Source organism: Chondrinema litorale (assembly GCF_026250525.1).
In the GTDB taxonomy this organism is placed as follows: domain Bacteria; phylum Bacteroidota; class Bacteroidia; order Cytophagales; family Flammeovirgaceae; genus Chondrinema; species Chondrinema litorale.
This window is the reverse complement of the sequence record NZ_CP111052.1, coordinates 158,425-181,153: the sequence shown is the minus strand read 5'-3', so window position 1 is coordinate 181,153 and position 22,729 is coordinate 158,425. Positions and strand designations below refer to the sequence as shown.

Sequence of the window (22,729 nt, the reverse complement as noted above, 5' to 3'; positions counted from 1 at the left end):
TACCTTTATTTTATTATTTTATTCAGATGAAACAATTCATATTTATTCTAATTTGTTTGTGTTTTTTCACTTTTGTAAGCTTTGCTCAGGTTGTAATTAATGGGAAAATCAAAAATTATGATGGAGATTCAAAAATCCATTATCAAGCTACGCAAGAAGGAATCTTATCCCCTGTACTTAAATCTAAAGTAGTTAAACCAAATAAAGATGGAAGATTTAAAATTGAATATATAAACAAAGGAGTAGGAACCACTAGAATACATTTTAAGCATTTAATTTTTCATTTTATTCATGATGAAAACTCCCAACTTAACTTTGAAATTGATCAGAATAAAATCAAATTCCCTGAAGCTGAGAATCGAAGTCGCGAAAGTATTGACTTTGTTAGAGATTCTATAAAACAACTGGCTCTTGAAGTAATTGAAGGAGATTTTGCGGAAATAAATCGTTTCAATAATAACTCTATGCGCACGTCTACAATTTCTACTTTCCGCGTTTCAGGTTGCAGTCTTTCACTTATGGTTCAAAAGTTATCTACTCCTAAAGATGTAGTTGATTATATTGATTCATTAACTCAAATAGAGCTCACACAAATTAATCAACTAAGTAACCAATTACTTATAGAACATCCAGAAAAATCCCAAAAAACTGAAGAAATTAAGCAGTTTTTAACTAGTCAAGTTCGAGCCTTTTACGGAAGTGTTTTTCTCAATGGAATGCTTTTAAAAAGGATAGAACAAAATAGTTTATTGAATGAAAATCCTATTGTTCCTCACACAATTTACAATGATGAATGGATAAAGCTAACAGAAGATTTTTTTACAGGAATAACCAATAACATTAAGCCGACAGCAAACAGCTTTGAGTTCAATGAATTTATTTCGAATTTAACATATACATTGGAAAACTATAAAGACATACAGTTAAGTCAAGCAACTATCTCAAATGATGAACTAGTAATTGAACGATTGTTGCAGCCTAAACTCCGTTTGTTAGATTCTCTTTCATTGTTGGATAGTAGCGTAGTCTTTGCCTATAAACTCGAAAATCTTAATCGATTTCTTAATACACAAACATTTTACTCACCGACTCTGCTTTATGCTGTTCATCAAATGAAAAAACAGTTCCCTAATTCTAAATACTTTTCTGAATTTGATAATGAAATAGAAAAATTAGAAGCTTATGTAACATCTTCTTCTGAGCAGTTTGACAGAGCCAAAGTGATCGAAACAGAGTATTTACATTTTCTTGATTTATTAGAGCAATTTAAAGGAGAAAATGTTTTTATTGATGTTTGGGCTACTTGGTGTGCCCCTTGTGTGGAAGACTTTAAGTATAAAAGTGTGCTTAAACCATATATAGACAAAGAAAAAATAACTGTACTTTACATTTCGATTGATAAAAAAAAATGGAAGAGGAAATGGAAAGAAAACATGAAGTTTAATCAACTAGAAGGCTATCATGTTCTTGCAGATGAAATTCTGATTAAAGATATGTGGGCGTTTCTTGGTGGTAGAGAAGGCGTAATTCCCAGATATGCCATTGTCGATAAAAGTGGCAAAATAATATTGTCAGATGCAGCAAGACCAAGTAATCGCAACAAATTAATTGATCAACTTAATAAGTTATCATTATAATTACCCAATTAAGCTGATCAACATTTCTTATTTAACAACAAATCCCTGTAATAGGAATGCCATGTAATGGTAAATGTCTATAATCATCTAGCTACAGTTCTAAACTCATTTTATACCTATATCTCTAATGCACTTTTTAAAATGTCTGTAATATTTGCAGGGCTCACTTTAGATATTTTAATAGACTGGCAAGCATTAAAAATAGCAAATTTTTGTACAGTTTTAATAAATGGTTCTAACCAATTGCCAACATCGTTTTGTCTTTTATCGATGTGTAAATGTATAATCTCGAAAACACTCTTTTTACGATGTGCTTTACAATCAACACGACCGATAAATTCATCTCCAAATAGAATAGGCAAACAAAAATAACCATATTGTCTTTTTTCTTTAGGTAGGTAACACTCAATTTTGTAATCAAAATTAAAAAGTTGTTCTGCACGATCTCGATGTATAATTGAATTATCAAAAGGAGATAACAAATGAATATGCGAAGATGATTTTTTGACCTTATTTTCTAAGAGTGTACTGAGCGCAAAAATTGTAGGTAATCCATCGATTTTTACTTCTTGTACAGTATGTTGTTCAATCATATTTAGTAGAACTTGCTCAACATTTTTTCGCAAAATTCTACCTGCTTTTAAATGTGTTATCTGCTTAACAGTTGTAAAACCATAAGCGCGTAAATAGGTATTTACCAAATAATCAGCGAATTCCATCGGGCTAGGTTCAGTTGTATCAATTGTGCTCGGTAATACTCTTTCGGTTAAATCATAGATTTTTTCCATGCCATTCCGCCCGCATATCATTAAATCACCTTGCATAAATAGTTTTTCAAGTGCTACTTTAGTTGGTTTCCAGTTCCACCAACTTCCTTTTCTTTTTTCTGTAGTCTTAAAATCTCTTGTTTTTTGCGGACCATCTAACCTAATTTTATCAATTACATAACTTAGCGTTTTAGGATCGACATTTTTGTAATAGCGAGTTTCTCCCCTCTTAAACTGAAGCATTTGAGGTATAGCATAGCGAAAATCTCTAATTGGCAGGTAAGAAGCAGCATGAAACCAGTATTCAAATACTTTACGATCTTCTACCAACTGCTCTAAATATTCTATTTTGTAGTCTGGCACTCGTGTCCATAAAGTATGGTGGTGTGCACGTTCAACAACTGCTAAAGTATCTATTTGAATATAGCCCAGATGTTCTAATGCAGATAATACCGCTTTTTTACCTTTTCCAAATGGTTGTTTGCTTCGTATCCCTTGGCTTTGCAAAGTTGCTCGCTGAAGTTGTTTAATCATCAAATCTTTCTAAGTTTAATAATGCATTAAAGTATCCTAACCAAAATGAATGCAAAGTTCAAGCTGGTTGAAATCGTATTTTAGCCCTAGAAATGTTTTTGTATATTTTTGATAATGTTAGAAAACTTATTCCACTTTTAAAATTATCAATCAAGCTTTTTCTAACTTATCAAGTTAATCCTTTAGACAAATTCTCTGAATTAGATTTAATCTAGTATGTTGATATTTCGGTTAATTGATGATAAATGAATCTATAAATACTCTTACAGATTTATGCAAAAAATGAAGTTCTGGTTATGCCCTTCTCCATGTTACTTATTTTTTATATTTTTAATTAAGTAAAGTGTTATAAACCAATGCAAATACAAGCACCTTTAAACTTATCTAAATACATTAAGCACTATTTATTTCTCCAAAGTAACAACATAAATGAGAATAGATATAGGCTTTTTAGTAATGGAAATTGCGGATTAGTATTTACATTGAACAATAATTATATTCTAGTAAATAATGTTATTATCCCCCATGCTGCTCTGTTTGGACAGTTCGATTCCTTTGTAGATTTAGAGTTTTCAAAAGGTACCAAAGCATTAGTGATAGTTTTTCAGCCATATGGCTTATATTATTTTTCAAAGATACCCACCTCAGAAGTTAAAAACAGTATCGTTGAAGCTAAAGATGTTTTGGGTAAACATTTAATAGAATTACACGAAATAATTGCATCCTCAAAATCCATCCTTAACATCATCAATCTTCTTAATAAACACTTCTTAGAGTTACTGCCACCTCCAAAAGAAAAAATACTTATAGACCAAATTGTATATGATATTATACACTCAAAAGGAGAATACACCATTGGAGATATAATTAACAATTATGCTATTCATGAAAAGAAATTACAGCGTCTGTTTTCTCAAACAATTGGTTTATCACCTAAAAAATTTCTTAAAATAGCCCGCTTACACTATTTCATTGACCTTTTAAAAAACACAGAAAACCTAACGGCAAACGCTTATTTAGCTGGTTTCTACGATCAATCTCACTTGGTAAAAGACTTTAAAGCATTAACAGGAATAACACCAAAAGAATACTTAAGGTCATCAAAATTAGCAGTTAACCTAATTGAATTATAAATGTCGGTTTTTTACAATTATCTAAGGGTATTCTCATAGAGATTTGAAAATAAAAAACAACATGCACAAACTTAAAGTTGCTACAGCACAATTTGAAAATGTTAGTGGAAACAAAGATGCCAACATAGCCACAATTAAAAAACTGGCCTCAAAAGCTTCAGTCCAGGGAGCTGATGTTATTGCATTCCATGAATGCTCGATACATGGTTATACTTTTGCTAGAAATTTGAGTAGAAATGAGATATTTGATCTTGCAGAATTTTTACCTGAAAGTTCAACAGTAAAGAAAATTCAAGAAATCGCAAAAGAATACAACATTCACATCTTAACTGGAATGTTTGAAAAAGATAGTTTGGGAGACATTTACAAAGCTCATTTATGTATAAATAAAGACGGTATTGTTGGTAAATACCGAAAAATACATCCCTTTATTAACCCACATGTAAAGCCAGGAAATTCATATTGTGTTTTTAATATAAATGGTTGGAAATGTGGAATTTTAATATGTTATGACAACAATGTGATTGAGAATGTAAGAGCTACAAAGTTATTGGGTGCCGATGTCATTTTTATGCCACACGTTACAATGTGCACCCCTTCTACCCGACCTGGAGCAGGGTTTGTTGACCCAAAACTATGGGAGAACAGAGAAAATGACCCAACTTCATTACGTCTTGAGTTTGAAGGAATGAAAGGAAGAAAATGGTTGATGAAATGGCTACCTGCAAGAGCTTATGACAACAGTATATATGCCGTATTTTCGAATCCTATCGGGATGGATGATGACCAACTTAAAAATGGACATTCTATGATTATAGACCCTTATGGAGATGTTGTAGCAGAATGTACCTCGTTTGAAAATGAAATCGCGATTGCCACACTAAAGCCAGAGGCCATACAAAAAGCCGGAGGCACAAGATATATTAAAGCACGAAAACCTGAGCTTTACAAAAATATTATTGGTAAAGAACATAATTCAGAACAGAAGGTTAGCTGGTTATAATTAAGCCGATCTAAACAATTTAGATCGGCTCAAATATTGGATTTAAATCTTTATCTATGTAATTAGACAGGAAAGCATTTCCAATAATATTGATCCTATATTAGTTTGTAGTCATATTATATACATAGGTTCCGGCATCGTCTGCTGAAACTTCATCATCAATCTTGGTAAGTTCCCATTGCAGTGATACACTGGTTGTCTCATTAGTTAATGTACCACCTGTAATGGTTACAGATCTGGTATCATCGCCACTTGTAAAAGTAACAACAGTACTGTTGATGCTGAATGTACCCGAAGTACCAATACTTGGCTGGTAAGTAGCCGATCCAGAAGCTGTATAACCATCTGGGTTGCCGTCTTTGTCAAAAGTAACCACCAAAGTATAATCTGGTACTGGATCTATTGTGCTTCCATCTAAAGTGGCTGACTCTAATGTGAGCGTGATGCTCACTGCTTCTGGTTCTGGATCGTCATCATCTTTACAACCAACCATTATAAGTAATAATGAAAATGCTAACAGGCTAAATAGATTTTTTGAATAATTCATAGTTCTTGATCTTTGAGTTTAATTTTTTTATTCTTTAATTATCCTTATTAAATACTTTTATTAGCTGCTGAAAACTCATAAGAATTCAGCTCAATAAAATATATACCTGACTGATGCCATCTTTACTTGGATTAAAGTCTGTTATTCTATAAAAGTATTCTGGTGTATAAATATTCTCTTCTGTATTTAAATTCATAGAATAAGCATAATCTAAACGACTTCCAATAGAAGCTTTAAGCCAATCTAGATTTACTTCTTGAGCGACAATAGAACAGGTATTGAAAATAAAAAGTAGTAAATAAAAGCTGCTACAAGCATTAAGTCTTTTTTTATACAACAGTAATTTTTCTCTATTCACAGCGAATTTTTAGTTTAAAAAAGGAATCTATTATTTATAGAATATACCTATATGCATGAAAAAACGCCTTTTTGGGAATAGATTGTACTAATTATAGAAATATTGTAAATAATTGAATAGTCAAGTCTTAATTTGATGAGTTGTTATGTTTGGTGACTACCTCCAAAAAACAATTCTATAATCTTTATTTAAATTAACCATTAAATTAACTTTTATAGGTTAATTGTATTTTATATATTTAACCATCTTAATTTATTTTAAAGGTTAAATATGCATTTGGATTCAGGAAATTACAAAGGAACTTATAAGCTTATTGGAGGTGAGATTTGTTTTGATTTTACTAACACAATCAGTTGGAGAGAAACTGATCACCCTCACGAATGGTTCGATATTGAAGAAAACTTAGCTCAATGGGCTCAAATAACTGGAATTTTAGATTGTAACCAATCTAGGCAATTGCTTCATTCAACTAAAGACTTTAATAATGAGCTTGAACAGTTAAAAAAAACAAGATTATTTTTATATAACCTTTTTAATAGCCAAATCACACAAGGTTTTATTTCCAATGATGCCCTCCACAAATTAAGCCTACTCACCCAAAAAGCAAATAGTCACCAAATTCTTTCACCCTCACCTAGTGGTTATATTTGGTCTTGGCAACAAGGTATAAAACCGAGTGAGCTTATACTTTTTTCTGTTCTCAAATCTGCTTCTGATGTACTAACTCGAGGAGATTTATCAAGAATTAAAAAGTGCCCATCTTGTCAATGGTTATTTCTTGATACTAGTAAAAATAAGCGTAGAAGGTGGTGTACTATGGAAGATTGCGGTAATCGCCATAAAGTGAATGCTTTCAATAAAAGAAATAAAAGCAAATAAACATCGAACCCAAATAAGCTTTTTTTATGAATTGGAGTTATCAAATTCCTCCACACTTATATTTTGTGGCTTCTGCCATTTTCCATTATCTTGGGCCTTCTTTTGCTGTATTATTATTTACAAGAGTTTCTGTAGATGGAGTAGCTTGGTTGAGGATACTCTCAGCAGCCATAATATTTGCAATTTGGAGAAGACCTTGGAACACTTTTATGCATGTTAATATAAAAGTTCGGTATCTTATAATCGCATTGGGAGTTACATTTGCCTTAATGAATTACTCCTTTTATTATGCTATTGATAAACTACCTTTAGGGACTGTAGCTGCCATTGAGTTTATTGGGCCAGTTCTCTTAGCCTTAACAGGAACAAAAACATTCCGAAACTTATTTGCACTGGCATTGACTACAACGGGAGTATGGTTTTTAACTGATGCTCGCATCGAAGGTGAGCTTGAAGGATTCTTTTGGGCTTTTGTCAATGCAATTTGCTTTATTGTATATATTATTTTAGCTCACCGTCTGTCTTCTATAGATGCCCAAACCAAATCAGTAGACCGTTTAGGTGCCTCTGTGATTTTTGCTGCTGTAATGATTACGCCATTGGGTATCGAAGGTGCATTGCCAGCTTTTACAAATACTGTTGCCATACTTGCAGGAATTGGTGTGGGGATTTCCTCGTCTGTTATTCCCTATGTATTAGACCAATTGGCAATGAGTAAATTATCACGGGCAACTTATTCCCTATTTGTAGCTTTATTACCAGCAACTGCTGTAATAATTGGCATTATAGTTTTAAAACAAATTCCCACTTCCGTAGAAATTGCTGCTGTAACAGCAATTATATCTGGCGTACTCATTTCGCAGGATAAAAAACAAGACAACAAGTAAAGTGTAAATTTGGACTTATGCTTGTAATCAAAAGACTACTAAAAGTATCTAATTAAAAATACCAAAATCCGTAATTTTGATAAAAAGCAGGTTAGTAATAAGCCTATCTCTTAAATTCAATTGCAGGTTTCTAGCTTAGAAAAGAGTATTATCCACCAAAATACAAGTAAATTATACTCTTTTTCTATTATATTTATATACGAGTCAAAGTCTAGACTGATTCTTACAAGCACGCACTATTTGCATTGAAATAATTTCTGTTTACAGATATAACGATAATTTAACTCTAAGAAGCGAATCCAATACCTTTAAAAAAGATAGTTATGCCTAAAAAAAAATTTGCTACCGCATTACTTTATTTCCTTTTTTCACAAGCATACTGCCAAAGTAATTTGCCATCAACTTCTCCAATTGTTATCAATGCTTCTATATTAGATACAATTGAAATAAAGTTAAATTCAACTGTGATGCATATGCAATGGCTTAATGACACCATCGAGGTTTGTATTCAAAATAAAAATTTAAAAATGGATACAACTGTAACACGGGCACTTCGTGAATCTTTTAATGATAGTACAATATTAACTTCACAAGAAGACATAGATGATTTTCTACTATCTATGAAGACAGGAGCACAAAATTGTTATTCATATGCACTTGAAAAGTATTTTGATAATAATGAAGCTATTAACCAGAATATCTTCGGAAAATCAACACATATTGGCAGAAAAACAGGGGATAAGATTTTAGCTAATTATTTTAAAGAAATTCATCAACTCTCGACTAGTCCGAAGCGAAATTTAAAGGCTACAATTCCGAATGATGCCCTACTTGCTTTTATTAATAAATCTGGCTGGGCAATCCATTATGTATATTATCGTGATGATATATTTTATTCTAAAAATGGGTCTTTTAAACCAATAGAATTTCAATCTTTAAAGAAGTTTTTAAAGAAACATTATTGGGATACAGAAAAAATTATATTCTATAAAATTGATGAAGAAAAAATAAAAAGTACTTGAGCGTAACTAGGAAAACATACCGCTCATATTCAAAACATTAAAGATGAAATTGAAAGTAAAATAGAAGAAGGGACTTTTACAATCCCTTCAAACTTTTCTTTTTTACTCATTAGTGGTTTCTAAATATTCTTTTACTGTACCCTGCCTCAAGTCTATCATAAAATGATCAGCAGGTTTGCCATTTAAAAAGTGATCTAGAATTTCGAAGAATTCTTTGAGCTGAGTAGTTAGTTCATCTTTTGATTCTACAGTTTTATAAGCCTTAATAAGCTGCTGGTATAATTCTAACTGTTCTTCCGAAATATCATTTAAAGCTAGTAAGTCTGCATTTCGGATTTTGTAGAAGTCTATCAATAAATCGTAGCCAAAAAATTGGTCTGCCTCGTTAGGTAATTCCACATCTATAATACCAGCAATTTCTCTCAAATTCTTTTCTGTAATAAAGCTCTTTATAGGTTCTGGCCAATCATTTAAAAAACGTAATCGCACTAACTCTTTCAAATGCCAAAGCATAAAATCGTGGTAAGAATCCACTTCCAAAATCGATCGATCCCACAGATTATCTTCACCTAGACTTTTCAGAAAATCATATTCAATTTCATAGAGAGCAAACAATTCTTTAAATCGAGGTACAGAATCAATTTTCACTGTTTCAACTTCAATTTTATTATCTGAGTGAACAGTAAGGATTTTATATCCCGGTTGGTATGCCGCCAAAGAAGGTGTTTGAATATTCACCAAGATGTTTCCTTCTGAACTCGTCCGGATTCCTGTATCGTTAATGTGCATATGTCCTGCCACATGTATTTGAATTCCAGCATCAGCAAATACTTTTGCGATGCGTTCTTCTGGTACTCGAGCTAATTGCCACTTGTTTTCACCCAGTAATAACTTGAGTATCGGCGAAGCATCATCGTTAAAATCCACCATCGGGTAATGACTGAATGCGATTACAGTTTTACCACGAGTTTCCGCTTGCTCAAACACCTTCGAAATCCAGCTAATTAGGTAATCTTTGTTATCAGAAAGATTGTTGAAACCCAGACTTGGACTCTTATAACTATCAGGATCATTTTCATCGCCACTTTCATCTTTAGGAACATAGATATTTCCATCGATAGCCAACAACCAGATATCTTCTACAGGCTCTACCAAATAGGTAACATCTGGAACGGTGAACCCAGGAGCAACCTCGTAGGTCCTGTTCGATAATTCGGCAGCTTTTCGAGCTTTTTCAAAAGAATAATCATCTACATTGTAATCTGAAAACGGTGTGCTCCAATAGAGATAATTTTCATTGGGTGTAAATCCAAAGCTTCCCAATTCATCCAAAATGCCTTTGTAACCCATTTCGGCGATGTCTGCAGTTTCTACTACTGGGAAATCAGTGTCAGGGTTAATTTGATACATATTTGCTTTACTAAATATTGGCTGATTTTTCCCTCCTTCTCCAAGAAAATCACTCTTACCAGCTTCATGATGAAATGGTCGCACCGGATCGTGATTTCCAGTTGTAATCATAAACTGCATATTATACTGCTCTTCGTATTTCTTCAATATTTCTCTTAATCCACGTACATGTACCGCCTGTCCATCGTCGGTATAATCTCCAGGAAAAGCCACCAGTTTAATACCTCTTTCTGTGATATCATCCAACGCTGCAATAAAAGCAAAATAGTTCTCATTAAAAATGCGGGTTGAATGTAATTGAGAAGCCATTGTTCTTGCAATTACATATTCTCCGGTGGCTGGATTTTCAATACCTTTGTACTCTGAGTCTGACAAGTGACCGAAAATATTGGTTAGGTGTACATCTGCCAAAAAGGCAATTTGTTGAGGCTTAGTAGGTTTTTGCTCACTTTTAGTACAAGCATTTATGCAATAAATCAGTGGAATAAAGAAGATCAAATAAATTTTTTTCATCGAAGTAATTATGTATTGTATTAAGATACACTTGCAAACTTCCACAATTATAAGATCATTTTATCCTTTTCTTTATATCCTTTAATAAAATTTCAGATTCCGAATTATCTAAATATTTTTCTCTATTAGATTTCCATATTTCTAATGCTATTCGATTAAACTCTTCCGAGCTGCCATACTTACTTATCAGGAAATACAATTCTTCCAACTCTGCCTTAGTACACCCAGTATCAATTAACTTGGCTTTTAAAATTTCTTTCCGTACAGTATAATTCACCTTTTAATGGTATTTATTTTACTTAATACCCAGTAAATAGTATAACAGGTGAATAAGATATCTTAATATAACAAGAAGTTAACTTTTACTTAATTGATGAGGAATAATCAAGAGGCGAAACCTCCTCCTGATTGTTTTTAAGGTAGGGATTAATTATTTAAGCAACCACATTTCTTTGTTAATTTCATCATAACCTTCGTACTGGCGATCAAGTGCAATGATGAGGTTTTCTCGATTATAGTTAGTCTCGGTAATTACTTCCAGTTCATCAATGAGATTTACATATTAGGTGTTAAATGTAAATTGAATACTATATTTAAGTATCATACAATTTGTTTGTGAAATCTATAAATTTAGTAGATGAATTTAAACTCGATTAAATTATAAATGAAAGTTACAGACGAACATAATAACCGAATTGCAAAAATGACTTTTGCTTCTGTTTTTCCTCACTATGTTACAAAAGTAGAAAAAAAAGGACGAACCAGACAAGAATTACTGTATGTAATAGAATGGTTGACGGGCTTCGATGAAAATCAAATACAGCAGTTAATTAGTGAAAAGGCAACTTTTGAAACATTCTTTAATAAAGCTGAACTTAACCCCAATGCAAAATTAATAAAAGGGGTAATTTGTGGATACCGTATTGAAGAAATTGATAATCCTTTGACCCAAAAAGTTAGATATTTAGATAAATTAGTTGACGAACTTGCTAAAGGACGGAAAATGGATAAAATTCTAAGGAAATAAATAACTGTAAGAGCTTGACTATTACAGTTATTTGTAAACTTGATGGACTTAATTTGGATTACCTAAGGATAAATAATTTACAACTCATAATCTTATTTATTATCCCATGTACTCCTATTTTCTGCTATAAATTAAAGAAATCACTTCATATCGATTATAGTCCTTTCATCACATTTTAAATCAAATAATTAAAATAGCTACTTATTTTTAGTCAAACAGACTAACTCATACTCACCTACCAATGAAAATATTAACCAAGGGACAGTATTACGGAAATCAAAATAAAGAGACATCCTTTAATGGGGTTTTGCTGTCGCAGTATGCTTATACTGCCGATAAAACAGATTGGCATTACCATGAAAATCCTTATTTTATGTATGTTTTGCATGGTAATATGATGGACTGTAATACAAAAGTTAAAACACTGTGTCCTTCTGGTAGCCTCATGTTTAACAATTGGCAAGAGGCACACTATGGATCTAAACATTCTCCAGACGCAAATGGATTCCATCTGGAATTTGAGAAAAGCTGGCTCGAAAAAAAGGGAATTATGCTAGACGTTTGGGAAGGTAGTCAACTTATTCAAAATCCTCAAATACATCTTCTTTTTGCAAATTTATATCGCGAGCTTTTACTTTCAGATAATTACAGCGATGTATCTGTTGAGGTTTTATTGTTGCAAATTTGTGAAAACCTAAGTTCTCAAAAGGAAATTGAGGCTCAAAAGAATCCAACTTGGGTAGAGGGTTTAAAAGAATTGCTACACTACGATTCTTCTACACTTAGTTTAGATTATTTGTCTAATGAACTAAAGGTTCATCCAGTGCATATCTCAAGAGCTGCTTCCAAATATCTTTCAATGAGTATTGGTGAATACATGCGGCAACAAAAAGTTAAAAAAGCAATTCCCCTTTTACTAGACCCTTCCAAATCGCTAACAGAAATTACTTATCAACTTGGTTTTACAGATCAAAGTCATTTTAATCGCGTATTTAAATCTTACTTAAATATGAACCCCAGCGCCTATCGAAAATTCATTAAAAAAGTTTTGCAATGTTAATCTCATACAATTTTTAAAAATTCCTACCCTGTACTTTTACCGCTATAAACTCTTATACTATGTTAAAGAAACTAACAAGTTTAATACTTCTATCTTTCTCAACTTTAGTAAGTTGTGCGCAAAAAGGCAATCAAGATTATCAAGGTAATTGGATTGGGACACTTCCCAACAAGAATAGTTTTAATTTTACTATCAGCTTAGAAAAATTAAAAGCTAACAACTATCATCTGCTTATAGCTAATGATAAAACGCTTATCGACAAAAACTTAAAGTCAGCTAGTGATGAGCATATCCAAATTAGTATTGATAGCCACACACACATTACTCTCTTTAATACGCATGAAGGCCAAACTCTCACTGGATTTATAAAATCTGGAAGATATTTTTACCATATTAGTTTGCAAAATGCAGGAAGCAATAGGTTTAAAGGCTATTGGAATACATTTATGATAGATAATAGCCTAATCTCAGATGAAATTCTTTTAGCTATTGAAAAGAATGATGATGGCACGCTAGCCGCTTATCCCTTTTTTGGAGATCAAAGATTTAGAGGGACTTGGACAAGTGGCTTTAAAATGAAAGATGATGTTCTCTTATTTAAAGATGATAATACAGGTTTTAGATTTCGTGCTATCTTTTTGAAAAATACAATTGACTTAGAGATTTATTTATCCGATGCTTTTATTAACAAAGTCAGCTTAATAAAGTTTGACGCCGATTGGGAATCTGTAGTTAAGATTGATGCTATTAAGCAAGAAGAAAATACAGATACACCTCCTAGTTTAAATGATGGTTGGGAAACAGCCAACATCCATGATTATGGTATCAATAAAAATGAACTACTCCGACTGCTTGAAGACATTCACGCCAAAAAATTGATTAATGTGCATAGTGTGCTAATCGCGAATGAAAATAAACTGGTGTTCGAAAGTTATTTCGATGGCTTTAATGCCAACATACCTCACGATTTACATTCGGCATCGAAAAGCATTTCTTCTGCAATGATCGGCATTGCCATTGATGATGAAATAATAAAAAGTGTAGATCAAAAACTGTATGAATTTATACCAGAAACCTATCAATACACTAAAGATTCTTTAAAGGCTCAAATAAGCATTAAAGATCTATTGACTATGAGCTCAGGCTTAGATGTGAATGATCTGGCATCCGAAGATTATTACCAAAATCCATTTAATCCGAAAAGTTGGCTTCAAACTGTTTTGGAAGCACCTATGGTAAAAGTGCCCGGAACTTATGCCGATTATGGCTCTGCAAATCCATTTTTATTGGGTGTTTGTCTAAATGCAGTTTTAGAAAAACCTTTAGAAATATATATGGACGAAAAGCTTTTTGCACCATTAGGTATTACAAATTATATCAATCAAACTGACGATACGGAGACCACTCCCTATTTTGGCGGTGGAATGCTTTTAACATCACGCGATTTACTCAAGTTCGGTCAGCTATTTCTTGATAAAGGAAAGTGGAAAGACCAACAAATAATTTCTGAAAAATGGGTTGAGGAATCTTTCCAAAAACATATGCAGTTACAGGATGTAAAAGATAAAAATGAATACGGTTATCTGTGGTGGCATGACACCTATATAATTAATGAAAAAGCTATTAAATCTATTGAAGCCAGAGGAGCAGGCGGCCAATTTATTTTTGTGCTTCCAGAGCTAGAAGCTGTAGTAGTAATCACCGCAGGTAATTTTAGAAATGGAAAAGGAAATCAATCAAGAGATATTTTAAAAGAATACATTTTGCCTGCCATAGTAGAGAAATGAGATAGAAATTTAAGTAGTAACTAACCTGAATATGAGGTTGAAATACTTGCATATTTCTAGGCTAAAGATACTCAATATGCCGATTTGTAGAGATTCTATACACATGAAATATATTAAAGTGGGTAGGTAATTTTATTTTTTGTAGCCTTTAAATCTTAATTATTATTTCCCATTCTTCTAGCTTATACATTGTAAACTTTCATAGTTACAGTCCTTCAAATTTGAGTTTGTGAAAGGAATGTATGATCTAGTAAAAAATTATATAATTGATGTATTTGAGTAGAATAGTCCATCGAAATCAAATATGTTACAAAGAATTCCTCCTACTCTGTCCCATCCAATTTCTTAATTTGCTTGTATTTTTTTATATCTTCTTCTGCTGGCAGTTCTTCTGGGCGGATGTTGTGCTTATCTAGTGTGAGTCTAATATCTTTATTACTCTCTTTATGTTCTTTTTCTATGTCTTTCTCTCCTTGTATGTCTTTAGAACTTACATTGTGGTTGGTAATAAGGGTAGCAAAATCTTTCCCTCTCAAAATTAACTCGCTAGAATAATCATCAATATCTTCAGATGTATCAAGGCCATACTTTTCATGCATGTTTGCATTGTTAAATATCTCATCATCACCCGATTTTAAAATCCTTTTGAAACCCTCATCATCCACTCCCCTATCAACAACATTATTTTTAAACTTGCCTTGAGTATCTTTCAGTTTTCGGTATGCTTCCAATCGTTTATTATCACGCTCATCAATCTCTCTACTCCCTAAATTGGCCAACCACAATTTAAAAGGCTCAGCCTTGGGAGACGGAATAGACTGGATAATACGTAGTAAACCTTGTTTTTCGGCACAATCTGTCTTATAACTTTTGGTATCTTTGCCTTGTAATTTCAGTTGTTTACAAAATGTAAACAACTCGCTTCCTACTCTTTTCTTCTCTCTCGATTTAAGTTGAGACCAATAAACTTTAGCATTTTTACTTTCTGTAAGTACTTCAATTACATCGACAACCGAAAAGTATAGTTGCCCTTCAAACCAAATGGTTCTAATTTCTTTTGAGTCGAATAATTTAATCTCTTCCATTTTACTATAAGTTATTTTCTGAAAAGAATAAATAGAATATTATGTAGAACTACAGTTTAATAATATGAAATTCATTTCTTGTGAATTTTCAAAACATATTTTACTGCACTCCACTTTGTTTTTTCTTCTTTCCAAGAGTCTATAATGCCTAACTTAATAGCAGTCTCAAAAGCTTTATAAATGGTTTTATTTATACGGTCATAGTTTTTGTTACGCTTGTGTTTATCAAGCTTCATTATTTCTATTAATCTGTTATGACTGTATTCTAATTGATCTGTTTTTTTTGCACAATGGATCGCCTGATACAAACATTTAATAAAAAGCTCAATTCCTATAATAGGTCTACCTTTATTAATGGTTCTTAATTGGCGATTTAGGTTTGCAGGTAAATTAAAATATGTCTGGTTTCTTTGCTTGTAATCGAAAAAAATACCTGAAACAGTAATTTTAAATACTTGAGTTTTCTTCCTGTTTTCTACTTTAGTCCACTCTCCTATTTCGTGAATCTGCATAAGTGGCTCAATTTTAACCCCCTTATATTCACTTTTCTTTGAGCTATCAAAATACTGTTTAGGGATAAGAAATTCTTTTCTATGCAAATTGGTCAACGCCATTCTAATCATCTCCCTTTGATTACGACTGTAGTTGCCAGTTTTTTCTTTTTTTAAACCTGAAAGCTCGTATAGTTGTGAGAGGTTGAACTCGAAATAAGCTTGATTGGTTTTTTCAAAAAAGTATAGATCGCCTTGAGATTCCGCTTCCTGAGACAATGCCAATACTGCCGTTAATACCCTTACTTCATTTCCTGTAAGCTCTTTTGTTATTTTGTTTCTAACATTTACAGGAATAATCTTTTCAATCTCGTAAGGCAGTTCGATTGAATAATTGTCGTCGTTCTTATTTAGATTAAGAATTCTTTCAATAGATTTATTAATCTCATTTGCAACGGTAGGATTTAGCTTCCCTTCATTATCAAATAAAGAAAGTTGTTTTGATTGTTGTCCCGTTTCAATCCTTAAAAGATTATTAGGATATCTAATCACTTGTTTAACTTCCGGGTAGCTTACAACTTGTTTCATAAAAAATATTAAAATCTAAATCCGAATCTGACCAAAACTAACATTTGTTTGCTATAAATGAAACTTTCTTATGACTACCATTCAGGGAATATATGACTACCAAACAGGGAACTTATGACCACCTTTCAGGGAACTTATGAGTACTTTCTTTCAGAGAACTTATGAGTACCTTTCAGGGAACATATGAGTACTTTTTGCAAGGAAGTTATGACTACTATTCAGGGAACTTATGAGTACTCGCACAAATCAAGAAATATAAAATACGTTTTCAATTAATTCAGTAGTAAATTTCGTGCTTCCTTAAAGCGATAATTGGCTAACTTAGATGTAAATGTTGATTTAAAACAAATTAAAGGAATAAGACTACTATTCAGGGAACTTATGAGTACTTTCAGATTTTTCGAGATAATTGAAACTGAAAATTAACCTGAGTTTCGACCACTAAACAGGGAACTTATGACTACTTCCTTTCAGAGAACTTATGAGTGCCTTTCAGGGAACTTATGAGTATATTTCGTACAGGGAACTTGTGAGAATTTAACAGGAAAGTAATGACTACTAAGCAGAGAAGTTATGAGTACTAAACAGGGAACTTATGAGTACTTTTCAGGGAAGTTCTGAGTTTAAGTGCATTTGTAATCTATTTATAATCAAGAAGTTATGTGAATTTTTTCACTCTAATAATATTAAGAAATTATAAAAGCTTTAGAATTTATAAAGCCACTCAAGATTTTATTTTAAGAAAAATTTGAGTGGAAAAATAGATTTATATTTCAAAGCATCGAAATTACAAACTGTAAATAATTTTCTCTACTTTTGGTTAAAGACTAATAAATAAATTTTTTGAAATAAAAGGGAATGGCAGAAATTGTATCGATATTGAATTTGAAAGGTGGTGTAGGAAAAACAACTACAACCATAAACCTAGGAAAAGCACTCTCTTTGTGTGGAAAAAAAGTACTTGTAATCGATAATGATCCACAAGCAAATCTTACTCATGGTGTTGGAGTTGATAGTCCTGAAACTACAATTTATCATACTTATAAGTTTAAAGAAGGGTTGGCGGTTTACGAAGTAGACAAAAATTTTAGTGTAGTTCCCTCTCAATTATCTCTAGCAAGTATCGAAAACGAAGTAGATAGCTCGATCTATAGATACAATATCCTTAAAGATGTGCTAACACCTGTAAGTGACAAGTTCGACTATATTTTGATTGATTGTCCCCCATCGTTGGGTGTTTATACCATAAATGCTGTAACTGCTTCAACAAAGTATATCATTACAACTCAAACAGCAAGCTACTCTATAGATGGTTTGTTTGAAGCGATTAAATTGATTGAGGGAGAAATTAAAAAAGGATTAAATAAAGACATAGAATTAATGGGTGTTTTAATCACTCAATATTTTACAAATAGAATTGCTTCTGATGTTGCTTTGGAAAAACTTGAGAACAAGTTTGAAGGGAAGATCTTTAAAACAAAAATTAGACATACCACCAAGTTTCGCGAAGCAGAGCTTTCTGGAGAAGACATTTTTTCTTACGACAAGCAATGCTATGGTGCAGTAGATTATATGGGTTTGGCAAAGGAAATTTCTGAGTAATTATTATGGCAAAATTAAGAGATAAACTTAGGCAAAAAGCATTAAAAGAAAATTCAGAACAAGATATAAGTGCTATAGCAAATGTGATAGAAAAAGCGCAAGTTGCCACAATTGTTATAGACCCTAATTTACAGTCTTTTATTCCGCCATTAAGTGAGGAAGAAAAAACTTTGCTAGAAACTTCGATTCGCGAGGAAGGTGTACGCGAGCCTTTGCAAGTATGGAAAAGAGAAGATGAATCTGTTATCTTAATTGATGGGCATAACAGATATGAAATAATACAAAAATTGCAAAGTGAAGGCAGGCGTGTAGAGTTTGGCTTAAATTATATTACCTTTCCCTCGATTGAAGAGGTTAAAGACTGGATGTTAATTAACCAGTTAGGCAGAAGGAATTTAACTGATGAACAGCGTAGTTATCTTCGTGGAGTTCGCTTAGAAAGGGAGAAAAAGAAACATGGAGGAGATAGAAAATCAAGGCATCAAATTGATGCTATTAAGACATCAGAGAAGTTAGGCAAAGAATATAATGTTGGCCAAGCCACTATAGAAAGAGATGCACAGTATGCACGTGGTCTGGATAAAATTGGTGAAGGAAACCTAAATTTAAAGCGTGAAATTTTAGGTGGTAAAGTAAAAGTTAAAAAATCTACATTGCAGGCATTAGGCAAAATTAAAGACGAAAAGCTGCCTGTATTTAATACTTCAAACGATATTGAGACATATACTCAAAAGAAGAATAAAAAACCTGCTAAGCCTTTAAAAATAAGCAAAGAGGAAATAAAAATACAAGAGTATAAAGCTCAAATAAAAGATTACGTAGATATTTTGAATGCAGGTTCAGACAAGAAAAGCTTTGATAAGCTAAGAAAGTTGATAGATAGCTTTGAAAAATATTGCGAATCAACCCAATAGTAATCTAACCAGCTTTATAAATTAAGCCCTTAATAAACCTCACTAATCGATTTTTAAGCTCGGATAGTGGGGTTTATTATATCCTCATAAAATTTCTAAAGAGTTAATTTTATCCAGATAAGGATATTCTCACTTTTCATTTCAAGTAACATCGTGACAGTAGATTTTGGTTATTGGTGAAATACTAAAAACCAATGGCAAATCTATGAGAAGAATATAAAAAACTGATCTTAATCATTGAATGACTCATAACATCAAAAATTTGCTAGATTAGCAAGAAAATAAAATAATTAAACGATTGACAAGCAAAGTATGAATATTAAACTAAATGTATATTTTATTTTCACGCTGATATTACTTTTTGGGTCATGCAGTACTTCTACAAAAAATGAAGAGCAAACTTCAGATGAAGTTACTAAAGAAAAAGTAATAGAAGCATTATCAAAAGTAAATGATAAGTGGCAGGCCGAGCATAAAATAGAAGATCAAAATGCATTTTGGCATTATACTACTTACCATATAGGTAACCTTGCAGCTTACGAAACCACAAAGAATAAAAAGTACTTAGATTACACATTAGATTGGGCAAAACATAACAACTGGCAAGGAGCAAAATCTACAAACCGTGAAGAATGGAAATTTTCTTATGGCGAGACTGATGAATATGTTTTGTTTGGCGACTGGCAAGCATGTTTTCAAGTTTACATCGATTTGTACAATCTAGATCCAGAAGAGGCTAAAGTTGCAAGAGCAAAAGAAGTTATGGATTACCAAGTACATACAGATGAAAATACATACTGGTGGTGGATAGATGGATTGTTTATGGTGATGCCTGTAATGACGCGCATGTATGGACTCACTCAAGATAGTTTATACCTCGATAAACTTTATCAATATTATAGTTATACTAAAGAGGAAGTTTACGATAAAGAAACCGGACTGTTTTATCGCGATGCAAAGTATATTTATCCTAAGCACCAAACAAATAGTGGTAAGAAAGATTTTTGGTCTAGAGGTAACGGATGGGTGTTTGCAGCCATAGCTCGCACACTAGATGGTTTGCCTAAATCTGATAGCCACTATCAGGATTATGTGGATATTTTCACAAAAATGGCCGAAACCTTAAAAGACAAACAACAGGCAGAAGGTTACTGGACAAGAAGTCTCTTTGATCCTGAGCAAGCTCCTGGACCAGAAACTAGTGGAACAACATTTTTCACCTATGGTATGCTTTGGGGAATTAATAATGGATTATTAGATAAATCTGCTTATGCACCAATAGTAGAAAAAAGTTGGGAATACATAGCAGAAACAGCCATTCAAGATGATGGTACTCTTGGCTATGTACAACCAATTGGAGAAAATGCAATGCCGGGTCAAATTGTAGACAACAACTCTACTAGTGATTTTGGAGTAGGAGCATTTTTGTTAGCATCAACAGAGATGATAAGATATATCGATAATAAATAATGAGAAAAACTTTCGCTAGAGAAATACCTCAATAAGGGAAAAAAATGAAGTTGTTGGGGTAAAATTAGATTGTTTATTAATTGCTGCATATTCTTAAATTCAATTAATAAACAATCTCTTAACAAACCATTAATCGATGGATTTTGGCTTAGGTATTTTCATTCTTTAGCTTTGGAATTGCAAGCAATTTGGAAGTTATGCAATTTTATAGCGACAATAGTGATGAACAATTAATAAATAAAACCAGAGTAGGAGATAAGCAAGCTTTTGAAACGCTTTTCGATCGCTATTATGAAGTATTGTGCGATTTTTCATTTCAATTTTTAAAAAGTAAAGATCTTTCTGAAGAAGCTGTTTCTGATGTTTTTATAAAAGTTTGGGTAAACAGAAGAGAACTTAAAATACAATCTACTTTAAAGGCCTATCTTTTTCGAGCAGTTAGAAACCAGTCTATTAACTATATAGAAAAAGAGACTAAACATTTTGAAGATTTATCGAATGTTTCCCAAAAACCAACAGATAACCTACAAGCTGCAGACCACTTACTAATTCTCGAAGAGTTTCAAAAAAATATTGATGCCATTATCGATCAAATGCCAGATCAGCGAAAATTAATCTTTAGAATGAATCGCCTAGAAGGGATGAAGTATAAAGAAATAGCTGATGCATTAGGTCTTTCAGTTTATACTGTGCAAAATCATATGGTAGAGGCCACAAAACATCTTTCGGGTAGATATAAACAATTGAAATCTTTAAAGATGTGGGCAATTGTGTTTCTATTGTTCTTTTTTGTTTAAATACACTTAACATAAAGTTAATAAACCGACTAGCAGAATTTTATTTTAGTGCCTGTCTGTAAGATGAAATTAATAAAGACATGGATCAGGATAAAGAAAATTTTTTAAAGTTGGCAACGCGTTTTTTGTCCGATGAAGCAGAACAAGAAGAAATAGATCAATTAAATATTCTGTTAGAAAAACAGGAATATCAAGAATGGTTTGTATGGATTTCTAAAGAATGGAAACAAGAGTCTAAAAAGCTTAGTAGAGAAACTTTTTCAAAAGAAAGAGGAAAAAAATTGTTGGCAGAAAAGCTGGAGAAATTAGAGGCTAATTCGCTTAAAAATATACAAACTAGAAAAGCTCCAAAACATGTATCTATTAATCCGATACTTAAATATGCAGCAGTAATTACTTTGTTATTTATTTCAGGTTTTGTAGTCTACAATTTTATTAACCAGCCTGTTAAAAGCATAGCTGAGGAAACTACATGGAAAGAAAAAAAAACAGCTAAAGGGCAGAAGTTAGAAATAACCATTAGCGATGGTACAAGCATCGTATTAAATGCAGCGAGTAAAGTAAAATATCCCACAGTTTTTTCTGATACACTCAGAGAAGTTTATTTGGAAGGAGAAGCCTATTTTAAAGTGGCACATAATCCTCAAAAGCCATTTATAGTTCATACAGCAAATATTGAGACCAAAGTATTGGGCACATCATTTAATGTAAATGCTTACCCAGAAGACAAATCCATATCTGTTTCGCTAATAGAAGGAAAAGTGAGTGTTGGTAAGGCGGATAACAAGCAAAAAGAAATGTTGAAACCCATGCAGCAGTTTTTGTTTGAGAAAAAAAACGAAAAAGTAACAGTAATGTCTTTTGACAGTGCCGCTACTATAGGTTGGCAGAAAAATGAATTTGTTTTCGCTGGAGTATCTCTAATGGAAGTGACCCAAAAACTTTCCCGCTACTACGATGTGCAATTTGAGTTTGAAAATGAGCGGATTAAATCATATGAGATTAGAGCAAACTTTAATGATTTACCACTTTGGACAGTACTAGATGTATTGAGCAGTGTCGGAAACATCGAGTACGAAATAATATCTGACAGCAAGAAAATAGAAAAAGTAATTCTAAAAAGTAAATAGTTTTTTAACCTGAAATGAATTTGCCTATGCAGTAATATTTCTAAAAAAGAAACGCCCTGGCAGGGGCGCTCCTAAAATTTTTTTGCTG

The 22,729-nt window shown here is 32.4% G+C and carries 20 protein-coding genes; 14 read left to right on the top strand and 6 right to left on the bottom strand.

The window, feature by feature from the left end; translation table 11 throughout:
- The first annotated feature begins 26 nt into the window (after positions 1-26).
- Positions 27-1,637, top strand: coding sequence for a TlpA family protein disulfide reductase (locus OQ292_RS31880; RefSeq protein WP_284688180.1), 1,611 nt, complete (start codon positions 27-29; stop codon positions 1,635-1,637).
- Between the two features lie 116 nt (positions 1,638-1,753).
- Here the strand turns inward: OQ292_RS31880 and OQ292_RS31875 are convergent, their stop codons facing one another.
- Positions 1,754-2,938, bottom strand: a complete 1,185-nt coding sequence (locus OQ292_RS31875) for a winged helix-turn-helix domain-containing protein (protein ID WP_284688179.1) — start codon at positions 2,936-2,938, stop codon at positions 1,754-1,756.
- Positions 2,939-3,294: 356 nt separating this feature from the next.
- On the opposite strand from OQ292_RS31875, the gene OQ292_RS31870 reads away from it, so the two are divergent.
- On the top strand, positions 3,295-4,071 hold the full coding sequence (locus OQ292_RS31870; protein ID WP_284688178.1) for a helix-turn-helix domain-containing protein: 777 nt from the start codon (positions 3,295-3,297) through the stop codon (positions 4,069-4,071).
- Positions 4,072-4,132: 61 nt separating this feature from the next.
- A complete protein-coding gene (locus tag OQ292_RS31865) occupies positions 4,133-5,074 on the top strand; it encodes a nitrilase-related carbon-nitrogen hydrolase (RefSeq protein WP_284688177.1) in 942 nt (313 codons plus the stop codon).
- Between the two features lie 100 nt (positions 5,075-5,174).
- Here the strand turns inward: OQ292_RS31865 and OQ292_RS31860 are convergent, their stop codons facing one another.
- Positions 5,175-5,621: a hypothetical protein gene (locus OQ292_RS31860; RefSeq protein WP_284688176.1), complete on the bottom strand. Its 447-nt coding sequence runs from the start codon at positions 5,619-5,621 to the stop codon at positions 5,175-5,177.
- Positions 5,622-5,706: 85 nt separating this feature from the next.
- The gene (locus OQ292_RS31855; RefSeq protein ID WP_284688175.1) at positions 5,707-5,979 is read right to left on the bottom strand and encodes a hypothetical protein; all 273 of its coding nucleotides are present in this window, start codon (positions 5,977-5,979) and stop codon (positions 5,707-5,709) included.
- A 270-nt stretch (positions 5,980-6,249) separates the two neighbouring features.
- Between OQ292_RS31855 and OQ292_RS31850 the strand changes: the two genes are divergently transcribed.
- From OQ292_RS31850 to OQ292_RS31840, 3 genes are all read left to right on the top strand, one after another.
- Entirely contained in the window at positions 6,250-6,858 is a 609-nt protein-coding gene (locus OQ292_RS31850) for a CGNR zinc finger domain-containing protein (RefSeq protein WP_284688174.1), read from the top strand.
- Positions 6,859-6,884: 26 nt separating this feature from the next.
- Positions 6,885-7,745, top strand: a complete 861-nt coding sequence (locus tag OQ292_RS31845) for an EamA family transporter (protein WP_284688173.1) — start codon at positions 6,885-6,887, stop codon at positions 7,743-7,745.
- A gap of 323 nt (positions 7,746-8,068) precedes the next feature.
- Positions 8,069-8,767 carry a hypothetical protein gene (locus tag OQ292_RS31840; RefSeq protein WP_284688172.1) on the top strand — a complete coding sequence of 233 codons (699 nt, stop codon included), beginning with the start codon at positions 8,069-8,071 and terminating at the stop codon, positions 8,765-8,767.
- A gap of 102 nt (positions 8,768-8,869) precedes the next feature.
- Here OQ292_RS31840 and OQ292_RS31835 read toward each other — a convergent pair whose 3' ends face one another.
- A complete protein-coding gene (locus OQ292_RS31835; protein ID WP_284688171.1) occupies positions 8,870-10,690 on the bottom strand; it encodes a metallophosphoesterase family protein in 1,821 nt (606 codons plus the stop codon).
- A gap of 664 nt (positions 10,691-11,354) precedes the next feature.
- Here OQ292_RS31835 and OQ292_RS31830 point away from each other — a divergent pair.
- The 3 genes from OQ292_RS31830 (at position 11,355) to OQ292_RS31820 (ending at position 14,564) form a co-directional block, all read left to right on the top strand.
- Entirely contained in the window at positions 11,355-11,717 is a 363-nt protein-coding gene (locus tag OQ292_RS31830; RefSeq protein WP_284688170.1) for a DUF2200 domain-containing protein, read from the top strand.
- A 241-nt stretch (positions 11,718-11,958) separates the two neighbouring features.
- Positions 11,959-12,777 carry a helix-turn-helix domain-containing protein gene (locus tag OQ292_RS31825; protein WP_284688169.1) on the top strand — a complete coding sequence of 273 codons (819 nt, stop codon included), beginning with the start codon at positions 11,959-11,961 and terminating at the stop codon, positions 12,775-12,777.
- A 59-nt stretch (positions 12,778-12,836) separates the two neighbouring features.
- Complete coding sequence (locus OQ292_RS31820; protein ID WP_284688168.1) at positions 12,837-14,564, top strand: serine hydrolase domain-containing protein; 1,728 nt, start codon at positions 12,837-12,839, stop codon at positions 14,562-14,564.
- A gap of 323 nt (positions 14,565-14,887) precedes the next feature.
- Here the strand turns inward: OQ292_RS31820 and OQ292_RS31815 are convergent, their stop codons facing one another.
- Both OQ292_RS31815 and OQ292_RS31810 read right to left on the bottom strand, forming a co-directional pair.
- Positions 14,888-15,649, bottom strand: coding sequence for a BRO family protein (locus OQ292_RS31815; RefSeq protein WP_284688167.1), 762 nt, complete (start codon positions 15,647-15,649; stop codon positions 14,888-14,890).
- 71 nt (positions 15,650-15,720) lie between these two features.
- Positions 15,721-16,728, bottom strand: coding sequence for a hypothetical protein (locus OQ292_RS31810; RefSeq protein ID WP_284688166.1), 1,008 nt, complete (start codon positions 16,726-16,728; stop codon positions 15,721-15,723).
- 858 nt (positions 16,729-17,586) lie between these two features.
- Between OQ292_RS31810 and OQ292_RS31805 the strand changes: the two genes are divergently transcribed.
- From OQ292_RS31805 to OQ292_RS31785, 5 genes are all read left to right on the top strand, one after another.
- Positions 17,587-18,330, top strand: coding sequence for a ParA family protein (locus OQ292_RS31805; protein WP_284688165.1), 744 nt, complete (start codon positions 17,587-17,589; stop codon positions 18,328-18,330).
- Positions 18,331-18,335: 5 nt separating this feature from the next.
- Positions 18,336-19,244: a ParB/Srx family N-terminal domain-containing protein gene (locus OQ292_RS31800; protein WP_284688164.1), complete on the top strand. Its 909-nt coding sequence runs from the start codon at positions 18,336-18,338 to the stop codon at positions 19,242-19,244.
- A gap of 312 nt (positions 19,245-19,556) precedes the next feature.
- On the top strand, positions 19,557-20,714 hold the full coding sequence (locus OQ292_RS31795; RefSeq protein ID WP_284688163.1) for a glycoside hydrolase family 88/105 protein: 1,158 nt from the start codon (positions 19,557-19,559) through the stop codon (positions 20,712-20,714).
- Between the two features lie 197 nt (positions 20,715-20,911).
- Positions 20,912-21,511, top strand: coding sequence for an RNA polymerase sigma-70 factor (locus OQ292_RS31790; protein WP_284688162.1), 600 nt, complete (start codon positions 20,912-20,914; stop codon positions 21,509-21,511).
- 80 nt (positions 21,512-21,591) lie between these two features.
- Positions 21,592-22,641: a FecR family protein gene (locus OQ292_RS31785; protein ID WP_284688161.1), complete on the top strand. Its 1,050-nt coding sequence runs from the start codon at positions 21,592-21,594 to the stop codon at positions 22,639-22,641.
- The last annotated feature ends 88 nt before the right edge of the window (positions 22,642-22,729 follow it).

Bases quoted from the DNA above. Each gene is read 5' to 3' on its own strand.
- OQ292_RS31820 (WP_284688168.1), top strand. From the start codon at position 12,837: ATGTTAAAGAAACTAACAAGTTTAATACTTCTATCTTTCTCAACTTTA.
- OQ292_RS31875 (WP_284688179.1), bottom strand. From the start codon at position 2,938: ATGATTAAACAACTTCAGCGAGCAACTTTGCAAAGCCAAGGGATACGA.
- OQ292_RS31870 (WP_284688178.1), top strand. From the start codon at position 3,295: ATGCAAATACAAGCACCTTTAAACTTATCTAAATACATTAAGCACTAT.
- OQ292_RS31790 (WP_284688162.1), top strand. From the start codon at position 20,912: ATGCAATTTTATAGCGACAATAGTGATGAACAATTAATAAATAAAACC.
- OQ292_RS31880 (WP_284688180.1), top strand. From the start codon at position 27: ATGAAACAATTCATATTTATTCTAATTTGTTTGTGTTTTTTCACTTTT.
- OQ292_RS31810 (WP_284688166.1), bottom strand. From the start codon at position 16,728: ATGAAACAAGTTGTAAGCTACCCGGAAGTTAAACAAGTGATTAGATAT.
- OQ292_RS31795 (WP_284688163.1), top strand. From the start codon at position 19,557: ATGAATATTAAACTAAATGTATATTTTATTTTCACGCTGATATTACTT.
- OQ292_RS31865 (WP_284688177.1), top strand. From the start codon at position 4,133: ATGCACAAACTTAAAGTTGCTACAGCACAATTTGAAAATGTTAGTGGA.
- OQ292_RS31840 (WP_284688172.1), top strand. From the start codon at position 8,069: ATGCCTAAAAAAAAATTTGCTACCGCATTACTTTATTTCCTTTTTTCA.
- OQ292_RS31835 (WP_284688171.1), bottom strand. From the start codon at position 10,690: ATGAAAAAAATTTATTTGATCTTCTTTATTCCACTGATTTATTGCATA.
- OQ292_RS31845 (WP_284688173.1), top strand. From the start codon at position 6,885: ATGAATTGGAGTTATCAAATTCCTCCACACTTATATTTTGTGGCTTCT.
- OQ292_RS31805 (WP_284688165.1), top strand. From the start codon at position 17,587: ATGGCAGAAATTGTATCGATATTGAATTTGAAAGGTGGTGTAGGAAAA.
- OQ292_RS31860 (WP_284688176.1), bottom strand. From the start codon at position 5,621: ATGAATTATTCAAAAAATCTATTTAGCCTGTTAGCATTTTCATTATTA.
- OQ292_RS31850 (WP_284688174.1), top strand. From the start codon at position 6,250: ATGCATTTGGATTCAGGAAATTACAAAGGAACTTATAAGCTTATTGGA.
- OQ292_RS31815 (WP_284688167.1), bottom strand. From the start codon at position 15,649: ATGGAAGAGATTAAATTATTCGACTCAAAAGAAATTAGAACCATTTGG.
- OQ292_RS31830 (WP_284688170.1), top strand. From the start codon at position 11,355: ATGAAAGTTACAGACGAACATAATAACCGAATTGCAAAAATGACTTTT.
- OQ292_RS31785 (WP_284688161.1), top strand. From the start codon at position 21,592: ATGGATCAGGATAAAGAAAATTTTTTAAAGTTGGCAACGCGTTTTTTG.
- OQ292_RS31800 (WP_284688164.1), top strand. From the start codon at position 18,336: ATGGCAAAATTAAGAGATAAACTTAGGCAAAAAGCATTAAAAGAAAAT.
- OQ292_RS31825 (WP_284688169.1), top strand. From the start codon at position 11,959: ATGAAAATATTAACCAAGGGACAGTATTACGGAAATCAAAATAAAGAG.